We start from the raw sequence: 14750 nt of genomic DNA on the forward strand, positions 1-14750 counted from the left end.
TAGACCAGCAGGGGGACGGCGAGGATGGATCCTCCCCCGCCGACCAGGCCGAGGACCAGACCGATCACGCTTCCCGAGGCGAGCGTGGCGAGAAGCGTGGCGGTGTCCATTGTCGCCTCAAGCGCCTGCGCGCCGATTCCATGGCATCAACCGCAACAGGTTCGCCATCCCGCACCAGCCGGTAATGCCGGCAAACATCAGCCCTGCGCCGATAAAGGCGGACAGGCCCAAAAATGCGGGGGCAACGAGCAGGCTGAGCATCACCCCGGCCAGCACCAGCGCGCCTGCCGTGATTTGCACCTGGCGCATGATCTCGATCGGCAGCGAAGGATCGGCGATCACGGGATGGCCTGCCGTCCGCCATGCATCGATGCCGCCTGCGAGGACATAGGACGGGGCATCTCCTGCCGCCGCGCGTAGCTGCGCCGCGTTCGCCGCGGTGCGCATGCCGGAACGGCAGTGGAAGATGACCTGGCGCCCGTCGCGGGGCAGCTCGCCGATCCGCTCGAGCGGGAGGTGCAACGCACCGGGGATGCGCGCGCGTGCATGTTCGTCAGGACCGCGGATGTCGACCAGTCGCGCGCCGGCTTCGATCGCGGCGCGGGTGTCGGCGGGGGAAAGGGGCGCAAGCGTCATCGCATCAATCCTTGCAGTAGAGCTGGTACAGGGTGGCGAGCAGCGTTTCGACGCGCGGGTCGGCGATGGCGTACCAGAGCGTCTGGCTTTCGCGCCGATAGGTAACGAGGCCCTCGTCGCGCATCTTGGCGAGGTGCTGCGAACAGGCAGATTGCGACAGCCCCACCTCGCGGGCGAGATCGCCGACCGTCCTCTCGCCATGCTCGACGAGCTTGCACAGCAGCATCAGTCGCCGCGCGTTGCCGATCGCCTTCAGCGTGTCGGCAACCTGGCCGGCCTTTGTCTCGAATGTCGCCAGGTCCATCGGCGGTTTGAGCATCATGTAACCTCCATTAGCACTTGCTTATGTAGCATCCTCTAATGTATTAGCAAGTGCTAATGGAGGAAATCATGGCGCAGCCCTGCATCGAAGCGTTCTTCGACGATGCCACCAACACGATCAGCTACCTCGTCGGCGATCCCGCCACGCGCGTTGCCGCGGTGATCGACCCGGTGCTCGACTTCGATCCGGCGAGCGGCATCGCCGATACGCGCTCGGCCGAGGCGGTCCTTGCCTTCGCACGCCATCATGGCTGGCGGATCGCCATGGTGCTGGAGACGCATGCCCATGCCGATCACCTGTCGGCCGCGCCATTTCTCGCAGCGCAGACCGGGGCGTGGGTCGGTATCGGCGTGCATATCCGCGACGTGCAGAAGATCTTCCTTCCGGTCTTTGCGATGGATGACCTGAAGACCGACGGGTCGGATTTCGACCGGCTGTTCGAGGACGGTGATCGCTTCGCAATCGGCACGCTGGCGGTGGAGGTACTGCACGTGCCCGGCCATACGCCCGCCGATCTGGCCTACCGGATCGGCGATGCCGTCTTCGTCGGCGACACGCTGTTCATGCCGGATTACGGCACCGCGCGCGCCGACTTCCCTGGCGGCGATGCGCGCAGGCTGTACCGCTCGATCCGTCGCCTGCTCGCGCTTCCCGACGAAACGCGGCTGTTCCTGTGCCACGACTACAAGGCGCCTGGACGCGACGACTATCGCTGGGAGACGACGGTCGGCGAACAGCGCCGATCGAGCGTCCATGTCCATGACGGTGTAAGCGAAGACGCGTTCGTGGCGATGCGCGAGCAGCGCGATGCCGGGCTGCCCGTGCCCAAGCTGTTGCTGCCCTCGATCCAGGTCAACATCCGCGCCGGCCATTTCCACCAGGCCGAGGCAAATGGCGTCACCTATCTGCGCATCCCGGTGAAGTGGAAGACGAAGGAAGGCCCGCCCGCTTAAGCATCGTCTGAGGGGACGACCTCGATGATCGTGTCGCCGGGCTGGAGCGACCGTGCCTCGGCTTGCCAGAATCCGTAACGCTGGCCTCCGCGATACAGGCGCAGGCCTGCGCCGGTGGTGATGGCGAACAGCGGCGAGCCGATCTCGCTCGCGGCCACCGGGCGCTCGCGGAGCGAGACAGCGCCGTGCAGCCCGGCCAGGTCCATCATATATTCGGCGAGATGCGGGCCGGTCGTCGATCCCGCCAGCAAGAGGCCGGCGAAGCTCGCCGGATTGATCACGGTGGTGGCGCCGGCCTGCACGGCAAGGGCTTCATTGTCCTCTGACGTGGAGGCGATTTGATGCGATGATTTCTGGCTGAGCACTTGATTGCCTTGTCGCCGACGATTGCGGAGCCTGATTCACGATTGCTTCGGAGTGGATTGGAGTTCCGGTCAACGCGCCAAAATGTTCGTTTCATAGGCACCATCGCGTTGGCGCGATGCGGACGGATGGCAATCTGGGCCGCAAGACCAGCTACGGGCAGAGCAGTAAGGGAAGACCGATAGGCAACGATCCCGTCGATGGCGATCTGTCGCTCCCCATCGAAGTCGCGGCCCATCACCGGAATCTCGTGTCGAAGAAGATTATTGTGAGCAAGCGGACAACCCATTCCGATAATGGATGCGCGCCAGTGCGTCTCGCAAACTCGGTGTCTGCTACGGACCGCCCACATGATGACGTGAAGTAGGGCCCCATCGCGAAATGCACCAAGGCCGGTCTTTCGCATGTCGGCCGGCAGGCTGCTGTTCCTGACCTAGATAGGCCGCTCGCCGCGGTTTGAGGCGGGCGAGCATGTACCGTCGTATGGGGAGCAACCCTACCCCGTAGAATGGCTGCCAAGCCCCTGTTTTGCGAGCCTTTCGCTAGGAGTTTTGGGAGCCTGCCAAATGGATGCTTCACCCCTGGCGTCGGTCGTTCCGGCGCTGAAGGAACTGCCCGCCTTTGCCGAAGGGCAGCGGGTCCGCGTGCTGGAGCGCGCGCCGATCGGCCATTACCGCGTGCCGATCTATCTTCGCGGGCATGTCGGCACCGTCGAGCGGGTGATCGAGCCCGCGATGATCGACAATGAAGAAGAAGGCTATGGCCGCAACGCCGGCAACAGGCTGCATTACTACCGCGTGTCGTTCGCCATGACCGAGGTCTGGGACGACTATGAAGGTTCGCCCCGCGACGAACTCCATATCGAAATCTTCGAAACTTGGCTGGAGCAGGCCTGATGGCGCACGACCACGACCACGACCATGATCACGGCCACGACCATGATCACGACCACGACCACCACGCCCCGATCACCGCCGATGCCGCCCCCGGCTATTACGAGGTGATGGAGACGGCGGTCCGCGAGATCCTGATCGCGAAGGGCTATCTCACCGCCAACGACATCCGCCGCCAGATCGAGGTGCTGGACAGCCGCACGCCCGCGCTGGGCGCGGCGGTGGTGGCGCGCGCCTGGACCGATCCCGCCTTCAAGGCGCGGCTGCTCGAAAACGGCCGCACCGCCTGCGAGGAACTGGGGATCAGCTTCTACGACGACACCCAGCTGATCGTGCTGGAGAACACGGCCGAGGTGCACAACCTGATCGTGTGCACGCTCTGCTCCTGCTATCCGCGCCCGGTGCTGGGCCTGCCGCCCGACTGGTACAAGCTGAAGCCCTATCGTGCCCGCGCGGTGAGCGAGCCGCGCAAGGTGCTCGCCGAATTCGGCACGATTCTGCCCGACGATGTCGAGATCCGGGTCAGCGATTCCACCGCGGTCATTCGCTATCTCGTCCTGCCGCGCCGCCCCGAGGGGACCGAAGGCTGGTCCGAGGCGCAACTGGCCGCGATCGTCACCCGCGACGCGATGATCGGCGTGATCCCCGCAACGCTCGAGAAGGAGGCGGCGTGATGCCCACCCAGGATTTCGTCAGCCGCCTCCCCAACGACATTGGAGGGTTCGAGGCGGGCTCGGTGCAGCGCGTCGAGCATGTGCTGGAGCCGTGGGAAAAGCGCTGCCACGCGCTGGCCGACGTGCTCGACTTCAAGAAGCTGATCAACACCGAGGAGAAGCGCAAGGGCGTGGAAGCGCTGGGCGAGACGCTGATCGGCAAGCTGCCCTATTACGAGCGCTGGATCGTCGCCTTCGCGAACATCAGCTTCACCAAGGGCTTCTTCACGCCCACCGAACTGGCCGAGAAGATGGCGGAAGTGGAAGCACACTTCGCGGAGCAGCAGGCGGGCTGACATGGCAGGCCAGCCCACCTGCTTCCACGAAGCCGATCCGCGGCTGGCGCTGTGGCGCCGCGCGAGCGTGGAGGGCATCGGCACCTTCGCGCTGGTGCTGGCGGCGACCGGCAGCGGCATCGCGGCGGCGCGGGTGTTCGCCACGCTGCCGGGAATGATCCTGCCGGTGACGGCGGTGGCGATCGCGGCCGCGCTGGTCGCGCTGATCGTCGCGCTGGGCAGCGTGTCCGGCGGACATTACAATCCGCTGATTACCTTGCTGCAATGGCTGGGCGGCGAGCGCAACGGCATCTGCACCGTCGCCTATGTCGCAGCCCAAATGCTAGGCGGGCTGCTGGGTGGTGCCGCGGCGGCTGCGCTCTGGGGCGGCCCGAGCGGACCCGCGGGCGGGCTCGGCTGGCCGGGCCTTGGCGGCGAGCTGGTCGCCAGCGCCGGACTGATGCTGGTGGTGTTCGGCTGCATGCGCAGCGGACGGACTGAGAGCGGCCCCTTCGCCGTTGGAGCATGGCTGGTGGCGGACATCATCGCGACGCCGACGGCCGCCTATGCCAATGCGGCGGTGGTCCTCGGCGCGCTGGTCACGACGGGGCCGCTGCACCTCGCGCCGGCCTCCGCCGCGCCCTATCTGCTCGGCGAGGCGCTCGGCGCGCTGGTCGCCTTCGGGCTGGTCCGCACCCTGTTTCCGCGGCCGGGTGCGGCATGATCGGCCGGCTGCTCCGCCATTTGCCGCAGGACCGCGGCTATCGGCGCAGCCTGGCGCTGGTCTATGGCGTGCTTGCCGTGCTCAATCTCGGCGGCTGGGCCTGGGCGCTGCTCGCCTTTCACGGCCAGCCGGCGCTGCTCGGCGTCGCGGTGGTGGTCTACGGCCTCGGCCTGCGCCATGCGGTGGATGCCGATCATATCGCGGCGATCGACAACGTCACCCGCAAGTTGCTGCAGGAGCGCCGGCCACCCGTGGCGGTGGGCTTCTGGTTCGCGATCGGCCACTCCACCGTCGTGATCCTGGTCACCGCAGCCGTCGTGGCGGCGGCGAGCAATTTGCAGGGCTTCGCGGCCTTTCGCGAGGCGGGGGGCACCTTCAGCACCTGCATCTCCGCACTGTTCCTGCTGGTGGTCGCGGCGATGAATTTCCTGATCCTCGGCACGATCCTGCGGACGCTCCGGCGCGTGCGGGCAGGGGAGCCGATCGATGACGGCGCGCTGGATCTGATGTTTGCCGGGCGCGGCCCCTTGTCGCGGCTGTTTCGCCCGCTGTTCCGCTGCATCGGCCGATCATGGCACATGGCGCCGCTGGGCTTCCTGTTCGGGCTGAGCTTCGATACCGCGACCGAAGTGACGCTGTTCGGTCTCTCCGCCACCCAGGCCGGGCACGGGGTGTCGGTGGGCGCGGCGCTGGTGTTCCCGGTGCTCTTCGCGGCGGGCATGTCGCTGCTCGATACCACCGACGGGGTGATGATGGTGGGGGCCTATCGCTGGGCGTTCGTCGAGCCGCTGCGCAAGCTCACCTACAATCTCACCATCACGCTGATGTCGATCGCTGTCGCGCTGTTCATCGGCGGGGTGGAGATCGCCGCGCTGGCCGTGCGGCGGCTGGGCATGGAGGGGCCGGCGGCGCAGCTCGCGCTGGCGCTCAACGAGAATTTCAACAGCCTCGGCTTCGCCATCATCGGCGTGTTCGCCGCCGCCTGGGCGCTGTCCTTCCTGATCTTCCGCGCGACCGGTGCCCGGGTGCAGCAGGCGATGTGACCAGCCGGCTCGGCGTTCGCGGCGCAAGGACGCCGCGAACGCGGGGCGATGCCGGTGGAAGTCAGGCGTGTGCCGCAGCCAGCGCGCCCTGCGGGTGCGCCCGGAGCCGCCCGAGCCAATAGTCCAGGCTCACATAGCGGCCGCCGCCATGGAAGAAGAGCACCGCGAGCAGGATCACATAGGTCACGGTGAACTCGATGCCGTTGTTCAGCACCACCGGGTCGCCATATTGCGTGATGTAATTGAAACGTCCGGGGAAGTTCTGCGCCAGCCATTCCATGAAGGCTTGCAGCCGCAGCGTGGACTCGGCGGTCTTGCCCGCGATCGCCGCCCAGCCGTGCGACCAGTGGACCGACAGGCCGGCTACCGTCATCGTCACCATCAGCGGGATGGAGATCAGGCGGGTGAACAGGCCCAGCGCCAGGAGGATGCAGCCGGCGGTCTCGGTCGCGGTGGCGAGCACCGCCATCAGCAGCGGCGCCGGCAGGTTCAGCCCGCCCTGCGCCACGGGGGCGCCGAACCATTGCACCAGTCCTTCGAAGCCGGTCAGCTTCGCATGCGCGCCCTCGTAGAAGATCGGGAGCAGATAGATGCGGATGGCAAGCGGGGCGACGAAGTCCAGCGCGCGGGCCCTTTCCAGCGCGGTATCGACCAAGGCGATCAGTTTCATTTGGAGTCTCCAAGGGTGTTGGGGGGTGGACAGAACAGGCCGCAGGCCAAGCCGCGTGCGGCGCTCGTCTGGAGTTCGACGGCCGAGCAATCGGGCGCCAGCGCGTCGAACAGGGTGGCAAGCGGCGCCGCCTCGACCTCGCGGACATGCTCGATCACCAGGCAGTCCGGCAGGGTCAGCGGGAGGGTGAGCACCTGATGATCGGCGGTGCGGAAGATCGCATGCGGGCGATCGACGCCGTCTACCGCGGCAGATGGCTGGGCGGGGTCGAACGCCAACAGCACTAGGCGGGTGGTGGGATTGAGGGCGATGTCGTCCATGGTGGTCGCAGGGGGCGGCACGGTTGCGGGATCGATCTCGGCGGCGAGCAGCGCCCATTCATATTCGAGAAGTGCGGTCAGCTCCGGGGCAGCCAGGCCCTGACGCTGGGAGAACAGCACGAACTCCGTCGCGATATGGTGGAACTGCGGGCGCGTGCCCGAATGCCGCAGGAGAAAGGCGTCGATCTCCGCGTCCAGGGCCGCGCTGCCCACCCGGTCGGTGAACAACGGAAAGCTCGACCGCAGTGCGTCGGCGACGTTCTCGCGCAGCAGTTGCCCATAGAGTCCCGACCCGTTCGCGCGGGCGGCCATGCAGAAGCTGTTGAACTCGGCGACCATGGCGGGCGGCGCGACGGGATCAGGCAAGGACATGGCGGCCCTCGTCGATAGCAGTCGCGATCCGGCCGAGATCCTGCAGCAGCGCACCCAGCTCGGGCACGAAATTGTCGCGTTCGAGCAACAGCGGGCGTGGACCGTGCAGCGCCAGGGTGTCGCGGGCGAGGTCGAGGACCGCATCGGCGACCGGCGTGCCATGGGTATCGAGCAGGAAGCCGTCGGCAAGTTTGAGATGCCCGGCGATGTGATAATAGACGATCGCGTCGGACGGCAGGGCGCGCAGGAAGGCGCCGGCATCGGTGCCGTGGTTGCACGCATTCACATAGGCGTTGTTGATGTCGAGCAGGATGCCGCAGCCGGAGCGTAGGGCGAGCTCGGCCAAGAACGCGCCCTCGGGCATCTCGCCGGGATAGCGGTGATAAGCCGAGATATTCTCCAGCACGAGCTGCCGCCCGGTAATGTCCTGCACCTGCGCGATGCGGCCCGCCAGATAGGGCAGGTTCTCCGCGCGGCGGGGAACCGGGAGCAGATCGTAGAGATAGCCGGTGCCGTCGCGCGCGGCGCTGAGGTGATCGCTGTAGAGGGCGATGCCATAATCGTCGAGGAACCGGGCGACATCGCGTACGAACGCGGTGCTGAGCGGCTCGGTATCGGCGACCGACAGGCTCAGGCCATGCGCGACCAACGGATAGCGATCGGCGATGCGATCGAGCTGGTCGCGCTTGCGGCCACCGATCTGCATCCAGTTTTCGGGGGCGACCTCCAGGAAATCCAGGCCGTGTACGGCGGGCGAGTCCAGGAGTGCGTCGACGAACTCGGGCCGAAGCCCGAGTCCGCGCGACGCTGCGGTCAGCGTCCGCATACGCCCTCCGCCAGGCGGCTGCGGCTGGTGTCGGCGACCTTGTAGCCCTTGCCGGTCAGGCCGCACTTGCCGTCGCGGGCGCGGACGAGCACGCCGTTCGGATCGTGCTGGAGCTTGGTCTGGCTGTAGATCTTCTCGGTGCCGCACTTGCCGCTGGCGCACTTGCCGCCGCCCTTGGCAGGCTGCGATGCGGTGGCCGGGGCGGGCGCCTGGGGTGCCGCATAGGCCTGGGCAGCGAGCAGCGAGGTAGCGGCGATGCCCAGGATCAGTTCATGCTTCATGACGATATACTCCTTTGTCTTCAGTGGGAAAGCGGGAAGCAGGAGAGATCGCGGCCGGCATAGACGGGGCCGTGATAATAGCGCTGGATGGTCGCGACGTTCTTGTCCTTGTCCTTCAGGGCGCGGCCCATGAAGTGATCGAGGACGAGCATCTTCGGATGGATCTCCGCCGCGATCTTGCCGACGATCGTCGGCGTCGCATGGAGGAAGCGGGACTGGGCGTCGGCGTCGTCGTCGATCGCCGCCGGCATCATCAGCAGGTCGGCACCCTTGGCGAAGTCGACGAATGCCTTGCGGCTGCCATTCTGGTCGGCCGAGAGCACCATCACGCCCTTGGGGGTTTCGATGCGATAGGCGAGCGCGGGCACATCGCCATGCGGGATTCCGAAGGCGGAAATGGTGACGCCGTCGCCCTGCCAGACCTTGGTCGCGACGGGGCTGGCGACGTTGACGTCGGACGGGTGGACCGAAAGCTGCAGGCCGTCGGTACCGCCCGACAGGCCGGCCAGATATTCGAAGGCGCCATGCCCGCGGCCGAATTCCCGGTCGAAGAAAGCGGTCATGCTGGGGAAGTTGGCGTTGCCGCTGGGGCCGACCAGCGCCACTTCGTGGCGGCCGCTCAGGAAATAGGCGCCCTTCAGGATCGCCGGCAGATCCGCCACGTGATCGGTATGGAAGTGCGAGATGCCGATGAAGTCGAGGTCCTCGAGCCGGGCGCCGGCCTCGCCGTAGCGGAGATAGGTGCCGCCGCCCGCGTCGATCAGCAGCCGCGCCTTGCCGTCGATCCACACGACCGCGCCGGAGGAAGCGCGGGCGTCGTCGCTGATCGGGCCGCCGGAGCCGAGCAGCTGGAGCGTAATGCCGCTCTTGCAGGTGACGGCACTATCGTCCGCAGCGGGGGCGGCGGGTGCAGCGGCGTTGCCGCTGGGCGCCGAGGAAGCGGAACACCCGGCCAGCGCCAGCGCGGCGACCAGAGCGGAGAGGGGCAGGGACGGCTTCATGAGGATCTCCGTTGCGAGAAAGGAAGGGCCGGGGCGGGCAGGTTCAGGCGAGCCCCAGCAGGTGGATGAGGCCGAGGCTGATCGCCCCGAGCACGAGGAGCGAAAGGACCACTGCGGCGGTGACGCGGCCGCCGGCATGGGCCACCGTGCGAACATCGACGCCCAGGCCCAGCGCTGCCATCGAGACGACGGTGAGCAGCGTCGCGGCCTCGTTCGCCGGTGCCAGGGCCGCATGCGGGATTAGGCCGAAGGACCGCAGGCCAACCAGGCCGAGGAAGCCGAGGATGAACCAGGGAACGAGGTGATGCAGCGCCGGCTGCCCGGCCGCAGGGCGTTCGCCGGTAGTGACGTGCGGGGGCAGTTCGTCGGCTTCCTCGCGCAGCTTGGGCGCGACCAGCGACAGGATCAGGCAGACCGGGCCGAGCATCAGCACGCGCACCAGCTTGACCAGCGTACCCATCTGGACGGCGGTGGCACCACCCGGCGCAGCGGCGGCGATCACCTGCGGCACGGCATAGACCGTGAGGCCAGCAAGCGCGCCGAACTGGTGGCCGCTCAGGTGGAGGCCGAAGGCGAGCAGCGGCAGGCCAAGTACGACCATCACGCCCAGCACGGCCGTGAAACCGATCGAGGCCGCGACGTCGTCGCCGTCCGCGCCGATCACCGGCGCCACCGCCGCAATGGCCGAGTTGCCGCAGATCGAATTGCCGCAGGCGACGAGCAGCGCCATGCGCTTCGGCAGCCGCAGCATCCGGCCGATCAGATAGCTGCTGGCGATCGCCACGCAGACAACGCCCGCGATGCCGATCAACAGCCCCGGCCCGGCGGCGAGGATCGTCGCGGCGCTTACCGAGGCGCCGAGCAGGACGACGGCGAGTTCGAGCAGGAACTTGGCGCTGAATGTGATACCGGGGAACCAGCGCTTGTCCGGCGTCCAGGCGGTACGCACGGCGGTGCCGATCAGGATGGCGAGAACGAGCGCTTCCAGCCAGGCGCGTCCGAACATTGCCTCCTCGATCCGCTGCAGCACGAATGCGCCGCCGGTGACGGTGAGGCAAAGCGCGAGGCCGGGCAACAGGGGGCTGCCGGGCAGCGATGGGTGGCGGGACAGGCTCTGCGTCGTCACATTGTGTCTCCTTGGTGAGACACAGATGCGGCGCTGGAACCGATCATTCCAACGATCAGTTCATATGGTTATGATCGTCTCAGGTTATCGGTTAAGCGGCTTTGTAGGTCGAGTTGGGCAGGTTTGCGCGAGCTTCATATAGATTTCGGCAAAACTTGTTCATATCTGGACCGGTGAAGCGATCTGTACGATCGCTGATGGTGATCAGATTACCCAGTCTGCTTGTGCGTCGAAGCTCGCGATGACGTCGAGCAACGCATCGGCAGCCCTGCTGCGATACCGTTCCTTCTGCCGCAATCCGTGGAAGCGGCGCGGGGGAAGGGGGAATGGCAGGGCGAACAAGGCGCGTGTTTCCAACAGCGGCAGGACGACGAGCTGCGAGAGCATCGCGGCACCGACCCCCGCGCGCACCGCCGCGAGGACCGATTCATTGGAAGGCAGGGTCAGCACGACGTTGAGATCGTTTGGGTCCAGTCCGCGGTCCCTGATCGCGATCTCGAAGGTCGAGCGGGTGCCGGAGCCGGGTTCGCGCATCACCCAGGGCGCGGCAGCCAGCCAGGCGTTGGTGATCGCTTCGGCGGGCGTAGTGCTGACCAGCAGCATGCGGTCTTCGCCGACCTTCCAGTGCGCCAGCGCCGGATCGTCGACCATGCCCTCGACGAAGCCCAGTTCTGCCTCCCCGTCCCGGACGCTGCGTGCGGCGCCTTCGGTATTGGCGATCGCGACGGACAATTCGATATCGGGATAGCGACGGTGGAAGGCAGCCAGCCGCGCAGGCAGCCAATAAGCGGCGATGGTCTGGCTGGCGACGAGCCGGAGATGGCCGCGCTTCAACCCGGCATATTCGCCCAGCGCCAGCTCCGCTTCGGCCGCCCGTGCGAGGACGGCACGGGCCTCGCCGAGGAAGAAACGGCCGGCATCGGTCAGTTCGATGCCGCGGCCGACGCGGTGGAACAGCTTGATGTCGTGCCGTGCCTCCAGCGTGGCGATGGCGGCGGATGCGGCGGACTGGGTGACACCCACCGCCTCCGCCGCCCGCGTCATATGCTCGCGTTCGGCGACCGCGACGAAGATACGAAGCTGTTCGAGAGTCATGCCGGGAGCGTAGCGGTTTCCCCCGGATTGTCATCGTCGGCGATCGGCGGCGTGTGCGCCTGGCGGTGTCCGGTGGTCATGCTCCGCAACACCCCGTCGCGCCGGACCAGCCCATGCATCAGTCCCGCGGCGAGGTGGAGCAGGATCAGCGCGAACAAGGCCAGCGCGATCGCGGTGTGCGCGGCGCGCAGCAGCGCATAGAGCGCGAGGTCGTGCGGCAGGATCGGCGGCAGCACGAATCCGCCGCCCAGTCGCACCGGATAGCCCCCGGCGGACAGCATCCCCCAGCCGACCAGCGGGAGCGCGAACAGCGCGGCGTAGAGCAGCACATGCGATCCCCAGGCGATGCGCTTCTGCAGCGGCGCAAGATCCGCGGGCAGCGCGGGCGCGCCGGTGGCGAGACGCAACGGCAGGCGCAGCAGCACGAGGACGAGGATGGCGATGCCGATCGGGCGGTGCAGGTCGAGCAGCGCTACATAGGCCGGGCCGCTGGTGGAAACCATGAAGACGCCGATGAACAGCATCGCCAGCACCAGCGCCGCCATCAGCCAGTGCAGTACGCGCAGGGCGGGGTGGAAATCGGGGGACGCGCGGGTCATTGCTGCACTCCCTTGGCCAGGTCTTCCCCGACGGCGCTCGGATGCGGACCTTCGGCGGCGCGGCGGGTGAACGACGAGGAATAGCCCTTGGAGCGGGCGGCGAGCAGCGGATCGTCGGACAAGGCAATGCCCTCCGGCAGGATGGTGGGGTCGAAGTTGAAGTCGCGGCAGCTGCCGGTTTCCTCCGGCTGGGTGGCGCGGATCGTCAGCGTGCCGGCATCGATCGTGCGGTGCGGACCCTGCCAGGCGACCGTCGCCTTGTCGGTCACGTCGCCCGGATTGGCCTCGATCAGCAGCAGGTGCCAGCGCGACGGGCCCTTGGCGGTGCGGGCGATCATCTCCTGGAACAGCGCGTCGCGGGGGAGCTGATCCAGGTGCTGCTTGTCGAGGCCGGCGAGCGGCGCTTCGGGCACGAACTGCCAGCGTACGAACCGTGTCGTCCCACCGGCATCGGTGAGGCGGAAGGCGTTGATGCTGTAATAGGTCGCGTTCGCGAAGCTGTTCGGCAGCACCGCCTTCGCCATATAGACCTGGAACGCCTTGACCTCCGGATGCGCCGCCAGGAACGGCTGCAGCACGGCGGGATCGGGCTTGCCGGTCCTGGGATCAGGCGTGGTCGCGCGCTGGAGTGCGATGAAGGAGGGGACATCGGCCACCGGGAAGATCGGGGTGTGGTCCAGGGCCATCCGCCATTCCTGCCCATCGAGCGTTTTCAGCAGCAGCGCCATCGAGTGGAACACGTTGCGGCCATCGTTCGCGAGCGGATTACCGCCGCCCAGGGAGAAGCGGCCGAGGACCGGGATCGTCCCGGCCCGAAGCGCCCCGGCGCTGGTGAGTACGCTTCCGGCGCCCGTCGCGGCGAAGTCTCCGGTAAAACATAGACCCTTGGCATGGGCACGGCGATAGCCAGGCCTCGCCCCGCCCCCATTCGCCTCGAGCGCGGTCGTGATGTCGCCGCCGCTGATGCGCCGACCGCCGAGCCAGCCGGCAGCCCAGCCGAAGCCGGCGAGCAGCGCCATTACGATAGCGCCGATCAGCGCAAAGGCGCCGATGGCGCGCCGGTTAAGTGAAGGCATGACGACTCCGATCCAAGCTAAGGTTGTCCGGTTGGACGATGCCCTCCCGTCAATATTCCCTGCAGCGCCAAGAAAAAATTAGACCATGGAATACTGGCGCGGACCGCGCGTCTCCTCCGTATGATGGTCTCCATGTCGGTCAGCGCGCAGATGATCGCGGAAGTGCAGCCGCTGATTCCGGCATTGCGGCGCTATGCGCGCGCGATGCTGCGCAACCGCGATGATGCTGACGATCTGGTGCAGGACGTGCTGGAACGTGCATTGGCAAACTGGCAAGCTCGGCGGAAGAGCGCCAGCTTGCGATCCTGGCTGTTTGCCATCCTGCACAATCTGGCGCTCGACAGGCTGCGGCGTCGCGCCCGTCGCGGGATCGATGCGACGCTTGATTCCGTGCCGGAGGCATGGCTGGCGCGTGCGGCCGAACAGGAAGATGGGCTCGGCCGACAGGATGTTCTGACGCATCTCGCCAGGTTGCCAGACGACCAGCGCGCCGTGCTGTTGCTCGTGGGCGTCGAGGATCTCAGCTATGCGGAAGCGGCCGCCGTGCTGGATGTTCCGATGGGAACGGTGATGTCGCGCCTTTCCCGCGCCCGCGAGCGCCTGCGCCGCGAGATGGAAGAAGGGCTGCGAGCCAACCCCACCCTGAGAGTCATACGATGACCGAGAACCCCGTAACGGAAGCCGAACTGCAGGCACATGTGGATGGACGCTTGCCGCCGGCACGCGAACAGGCAGTTCTCGCTTGGCTGTCGGCGCACCCGGAAGAGGCGCGGCGTATAGCGGCGTACCGGGCGCAGGCCGATGCGCTTCGGCAGGCACTGGACGGGATCGGCGATGAACCCGTGCCGGCGGCGCTCGACCTTCGCTTGCAGCTGCGGCGCCGTACCCTTTGGGCACGGCTGCGTCCGGCCGCCGCTGCTGCCTGTGCAGCAGGTTTGCTCCTCGCCGGGGGGGCGGGCGGCTGGGCGCTGCGAGGCCAGGCGTTGCCGCCGCAGGCCGGGACCGCCGCGCTCGCCAGGGAGGCGGTGTCGACCTACACCGTGTATGCGAGCGACACGGCCCGTCCGGTAGAATTGCCCGCCTCTCAGCGGGTGGCGCTCGACAGCTGGTTCTCGAAGCGGCTCGCACGACCCATCCGCGCCCCGGACCTGGCTCCGGCAGGCCTCACGTTGATCGGTGGACGGCTGGTGGCGACGCCGCACGGCGCTGCGGCGCTCTATCTCTACCGGGATGGGACGGGGCGGCGCCTGGCTGTCTACCTCCGCCCGATGGAGGTGGAGCAGACCGCCCGCATGCAGTCACGGCGCGAGGGTGCAGTCGCGGGCTGGACCTGGGCCGACGCCGGCCTGGGCTTCGGCGTTTTCGGCACGGCGCCGGAAGCCGATCTCCACAGCGCTGCCGACTTGGTCCGCTCGCAGTCGCGGAGGGTATAGCCTGGGATTGACAGGGCGGCTCCTGCCGC

At 67.4% G+C, this 14750-nt stretch carries 19 protein-coding genes and 1 pseudogene; 8 read left to right on the plus strand and 12 right to left on the minus strand.

Annotated elements, in window-relative coordinates:
* Positions 1 to 117 precede the first annotated feature (117 nt).
* Both SAZ01S_RS21860 and SAZ01S_RS21865 read right to left on the minus strand, forming a co-directional pair.
* Positions 118 to 636, minus strand: coding sequence for a rhodanese family protein (locus SAZ01S_RS21860; RefSeq protein ID WP_084584462.1), 519 nt, complete (start codon positions 634 to 636; stop codon positions 118 to 120).
* A 4-nt stretch (positions 637 to 640) separates the two neighbouring features.
* Positions 641 to 958 (minus strand): ArsR/SmtB family transcription factor, encoded by a 318-nt coding sequence (locus tag SAZ01S_RS21865; RefSeq protein ID WP_084584463.1) that lies wholly within the window; start codon positions 956 to 958, stop codon positions 641 to 643.
* Positions 959 to 1026: 68 nt separating this feature from the next.
* On the opposite strand from SAZ01S_RS21865, the gene SAZ01S_RS21870 reads away from it, so the two are divergent.
* Positions 1027 to 1911 (plus strand): MBL fold metallo-hydrolase, encoded by an 885-nt coding sequence (locus tag SAZ01S_RS21870; protein WP_084584477.1) that lies wholly within the window; start codon positions 1027 to 1029, stop codon positions 1909 to 1911.
* On the opposite strand, the pseudogene SAZ01S_RS21875 reads toward SAZ01S_RS21870, so the two are convergent.
* A pseudogene (locus tag SAZ01S_RS21875) lies at positions 1908 to 2237 on the minus strand (potassium transporter TrkA); the annotation flags it as partial. The gene SAZ01S_RS21870 and the pseudogene SAZ01S_RS21875 overlap by 4 nt on opposite strands.
* 603 nt (positions 2238 to 2840) lie before the next feature.
* Between SAZ01S_RS21875 and SAZ01S_RS21880 the strand changes: the two are divergent.
* The 5 genes from SAZ01S_RS21880 to SAZ01S_RS21900 are packed head-to-tail and all read left to right on the plus strand — an operon-like array spanning position 2841 to position 5922.
* The gene (locus tag SAZ01S_RS21880; protein WP_084584464.1) at positions 2841 to 3170 is read left to right on the plus strand and encodes an SH3-like domain-containing protein; all 330 of its coding nucleotides are present in this window, start codon (positions 2841 to 2843) and stop codon (positions 3168 to 3170) included.
* Positions 3170 to 3841, plus strand: coding sequence for a nitrile hydratase subunit alpha (gene nthA / locus SAZ01S_RS21885; protein WP_084584465.1), 672 nt, complete (start codon positions 3170 to 3172; stop codon positions 3839 to 3841). Before SAZ01S_RS21880 ends, nthA begins: the two co-directional genes overlap by 1 nt.
* Complete coding sequence (locus SAZ01S_RS21890) at positions 3841 to 4176, plus strand: SH3-like domain-containing protein (protein ID WP_084584466.1); 336 nt, start codon at positions 3841 to 3843, stop codon at positions 4174 to 4176. The genes nthA and SAZ01S_RS21890 overlap by 1 nt, the downstream gene beginning before the upstream one ends.
* Before the next feature lies 1 nt (position 4177).
* Positions 4178 to 4879, plus strand: coding sequence for an aquaporin (locus SAZ01S_RS21895; RefSeq protein ID WP_084584467.1), 702 nt, complete (start codon positions 4178 to 4180; stop codon positions 4877 to 4879).
* Entirely contained in the window at positions 4876 to 5922 is a 1047-nt protein-coding gene (locus tag SAZ01S_RS21900) for a HoxN/HupN/NixA family nickel/cobalt transporter (protein ID WP_139810192.1), read from the plus strand. Before SAZ01S_RS21895 ends, SAZ01S_RS21900 begins: the two co-directional genes overlap by 4 nt.
* Before the next feature lie 61 nt (positions 5923 to 5983).
* Here SAZ01S_RS21900 and SAZ01S_RS21905 read toward each other — a convergent pair whose 3' ends face one another.
* From SAZ01S_RS21905 to SAZ01S_RS21945, 9 genes are all read right to left on the minus strand, one after another.
* Positions 5984 to 6592: an HvfX family Cu-binding RiPP maturation protein gene (locus SAZ01S_RS21905; RefSeq protein ID WP_084584469.1), complete on the minus strand. Its 609-nt coding sequence runs from the start codon at positions 6590 to 6592 to the stop codon at positions 5984 to 5986.
* Complete coding sequence (locus SAZ01S_RS21910) at positions 6589 to 7284, minus strand: HvfC/BufC family peptide modification chaperone (protein ID WP_245825123.1); 696 nt, start codon at positions 7282 to 7284, stop codon at positions 6589 to 6591. Before SAZ01S_RS21910 ends, SAZ01S_RS21905 begins: the two co-directional genes overlap by 4 nt.
* Positions 7271 to 8110 (minus strand): MbnB/TglH/ChrH family RiPP precursor modification enzyme, encoded by an 840-nt coding sequence (locus SAZ01S_RS21915; protein WP_084584470.1) that lies wholly within the window; start codon positions 8108 to 8110, stop codon positions 7271 to 7273. The genes SAZ01S_RS21910 and SAZ01S_RS21915 overlap by 14 nt, the downstream gene beginning before the upstream one ends.
* Positions 8098 to 8391: a hypothetical protein gene (locus SAZ01S_RS21920; RefSeq protein WP_084584471.1), complete on the minus strand. Its 294-nt coding sequence runs from the start codon at positions 8389 to 8391 to the stop codon at positions 8098 to 8100. Before SAZ01S_RS21920 ends, SAZ01S_RS21915 begins: the two co-directional genes overlap by 13 nt.
* Before the next feature lie 20 nt (positions 8392 to 8411).
* Positions 8412 to 9392, minus strand: coding sequence for an MBL fold metallo-hydrolase (locus SAZ01S_RS21925; RefSeq protein ID WP_084584472.1), 981 nt, complete (start codon positions 9390 to 9392; stop codon positions 8412 to 8414).
* Between the two features lie 43 nt (positions 9393 to 9435).
* On the minus strand, positions 9436 to 10518 hold the full coding sequence (locus tag SAZ01S_RS21930) for a YeiH family protein (RefSeq protein WP_245825125.1): 1083 nt from the start codon (positions 10516 to 10518) through the stop codon (positions 9436 to 9438).
* A 204-nt stretch (positions 10519 to 10722) separates the two neighbouring features.
* Complete coding sequence (locus SAZ01S_RS21935) at positions 10723 to 11613, minus strand: LysR substrate-binding domain-containing protein (RefSeq protein WP_084584473.1); 891 nt, start codon at positions 11611 to 11613, stop codon at positions 10723 to 10725.
* The gene (locus SAZ01S_RS21940) at positions 11610 to 12212 is read right to left on the minus strand and encodes a cytochrome b (RefSeq protein ID WP_084584474.1); all 603 of its coding nucleotides are present in this window, start codon (positions 12210 to 12212) and stop codon (positions 11610 to 11612) included. Before SAZ01S_RS21940 ends, SAZ01S_RS21935 begins: the two co-directional genes overlap by 4 nt.
* Positions 12209 to 13288, minus strand: a complete 1080-nt coding sequence (locus tag SAZ01S_RS21945) for a catalase family peroxidase (protein WP_084584475.1) — start codon at positions 13286 to 13288, stop codon at positions 12209 to 12211. The genes SAZ01S_RS21940 and SAZ01S_RS21945 overlap by 4 nt, the downstream gene beginning before the upstream one ends.
* A gap of 132 nt (positions 13289 to 13420) precedes the next feature.
* On the opposite strand from SAZ01S_RS21945, the gene SAZ01S_RS21950 reads away from it, so the two are divergent.
* Together SAZ01S_RS21950 and SAZ01S_RS21955 are read left to right on the plus strand one after the other, a co-directional pair.
* Positions 13421 to 13948: a sigma-70 family RNA polymerase sigma factor gene (locus SAZ01S_RS21950; RefSeq protein ID WP_218018144.1), complete on the plus strand. Its 528-nt coding sequence runs from the start codon at positions 13421 to 13423 to the stop codon at positions 13946 to 13948.
* Positions 13945 to 14721 carry an anti-sigma factor family protein gene (locus SAZ01S_RS21955; protein ID WP_084584476.1) on the plus strand — a complete coding sequence of 259 codons (777 nt, stop codon included), beginning with the start codon at positions 13945 to 13947 and terminating at the stop codon, positions 14719 to 14721. Before SAZ01S_RS21950 ends, SAZ01S_RS21955 begins: the two co-directional genes overlap by 4 nt.
* The last annotated feature ends 29 nt before the right edge of the window (positions 14722 to 14750 follow it).

This window comes from Sphingomonas azotifigens NBRC 15497 (genome assembly GCF_002091475.1).
In the GTDB taxonomy this organism is placed as follows: domain Bacteria; phylum Pseudomonadota; class Alphaproteobacteria; order Sphingomonadales; family Sphingomonadaceae; genus Sphingomonas; species Sphingomonas azotifigens.

Coding starts and splice junctions, on each gene's coding strand:
- SAZ01S_RS21860 (WP_084584462.1), bottom strand. CDS start 636: ATGACGCTTGCGCCCCTTTCCCCCGCCGACACCCGCGCCGCGATCGAA.
- SAZ01S_RS21865 (WP_084584463.1), bottom strand. CDS start 958: ATGATGCTCAAACCGCCGATGGACCTGGCGACATTCGAGACAAAGGCC.
- SAZ01S_RS21870 (WP_084584477.1), top strand. CDS start 1,027: ATGGCGCAGCCCTGCATCGAAGCGTTCTTCGACGATGCCACCAACACG.
- SAZ01S_RS21880 (WP_084584464.1), top strand. CDS start 2,841: ATGGATGCTTCACCCCTGGCGTCGGTCGTTCCGGCGCTGAAGGAACTG.
- nthA (WP_084584465.1), top strand. CDS start 3,170: ATGGCGCACGACCACGACCACGACCATGATCACGGCCACGACCATGAT.
- SAZ01S_RS21890 (WP_084584466.1), top strand. CDS start 3,841: ATGCCCACCCAGGATTTCGTCAGCCGCCTCCCCAACGACATTGGAGGG.
- SAZ01S_RS21895 (WP_084584467.1), top strand. CDS start 4,178: ATGGCAGGCCAGCCCACCTGCTTCCACGAAGCCGATCCGCGGCTGGCG.
- SAZ01S_RS21900 (WP_139810192.1), top strand. CDS start 4,876: ATGATCGGCCGGCTGCTCCGCCATTTGCCGCAGGACCGCGGCTATCGG.
- SAZ01S_RS21905 (WP_084584469.1), bottom strand. CDS start 6,592: ATGAAACTGATCGCCTTGGTCGATACCGCGCTGGAAAGGGCCCGCGCG.
- SAZ01S_RS21910 (WP_245825123.1), bottom strand. CDS start 7,284: ATGTCCTTGCCTGATCCCGTCGCGCCGCCCGCCATGGTCGCCGAGTTC.
- SAZ01S_RS21915 (WP_084584470.1), bottom strand. CDS start 8,110: ATGCGGACGCTGACCGCAGCGTCGCGCGGACTCGGGCTTCGGCCCGAG.
- SAZ01S_RS21920 (WP_084584471.1), bottom strand. CDS start 8,391: ATGAAGCATGAACTGATCCTGGGCATCGCCGCTACCTCGCTGCTCGCT.
- SAZ01S_RS21925 (WP_084584472.1), bottom strand. CDS start 9,392: ATGAAGCCGTCCCTGCCCCTCTCCGCTCTGGTCGCCGCGCTGGCGCTG.
- SAZ01S_RS21935 (WP_084584473.1), bottom strand. CDS start 11,613: ATGACTCTCGAACAGCTTCGTATCTTCGTCGCGGTCGCCGAACGCGAG.
- SAZ01S_RS21940 (WP_084584474.1), bottom strand. CDS start 12,212: ATGACCCGCGCGTCCCCCGATTTCCACCCCGCCCTGCGCGTACTGCAC.
- SAZ01S_RS21945 (WP_084584475.1), bottom strand. CDS start 13,288: ATGCCTTCACTTAACCGGCGCGCCATCGGCGCCTTTGCGCTGATCGGC.
- SAZ01S_RS21950 (WP_218018144.1), top strand. CDS start 13,421: ATGTCGGTCAGCGCGCAGATGATCGCGGAAGTGCAGCCGCTGATTCCG.
- SAZ01S_RS21955 (WP_084584476.1), top strand. CDS start 13,945: ATGACCGAGAACCCCGTAACGGAAGCCGAACTGCAGGCACATGTGGAT.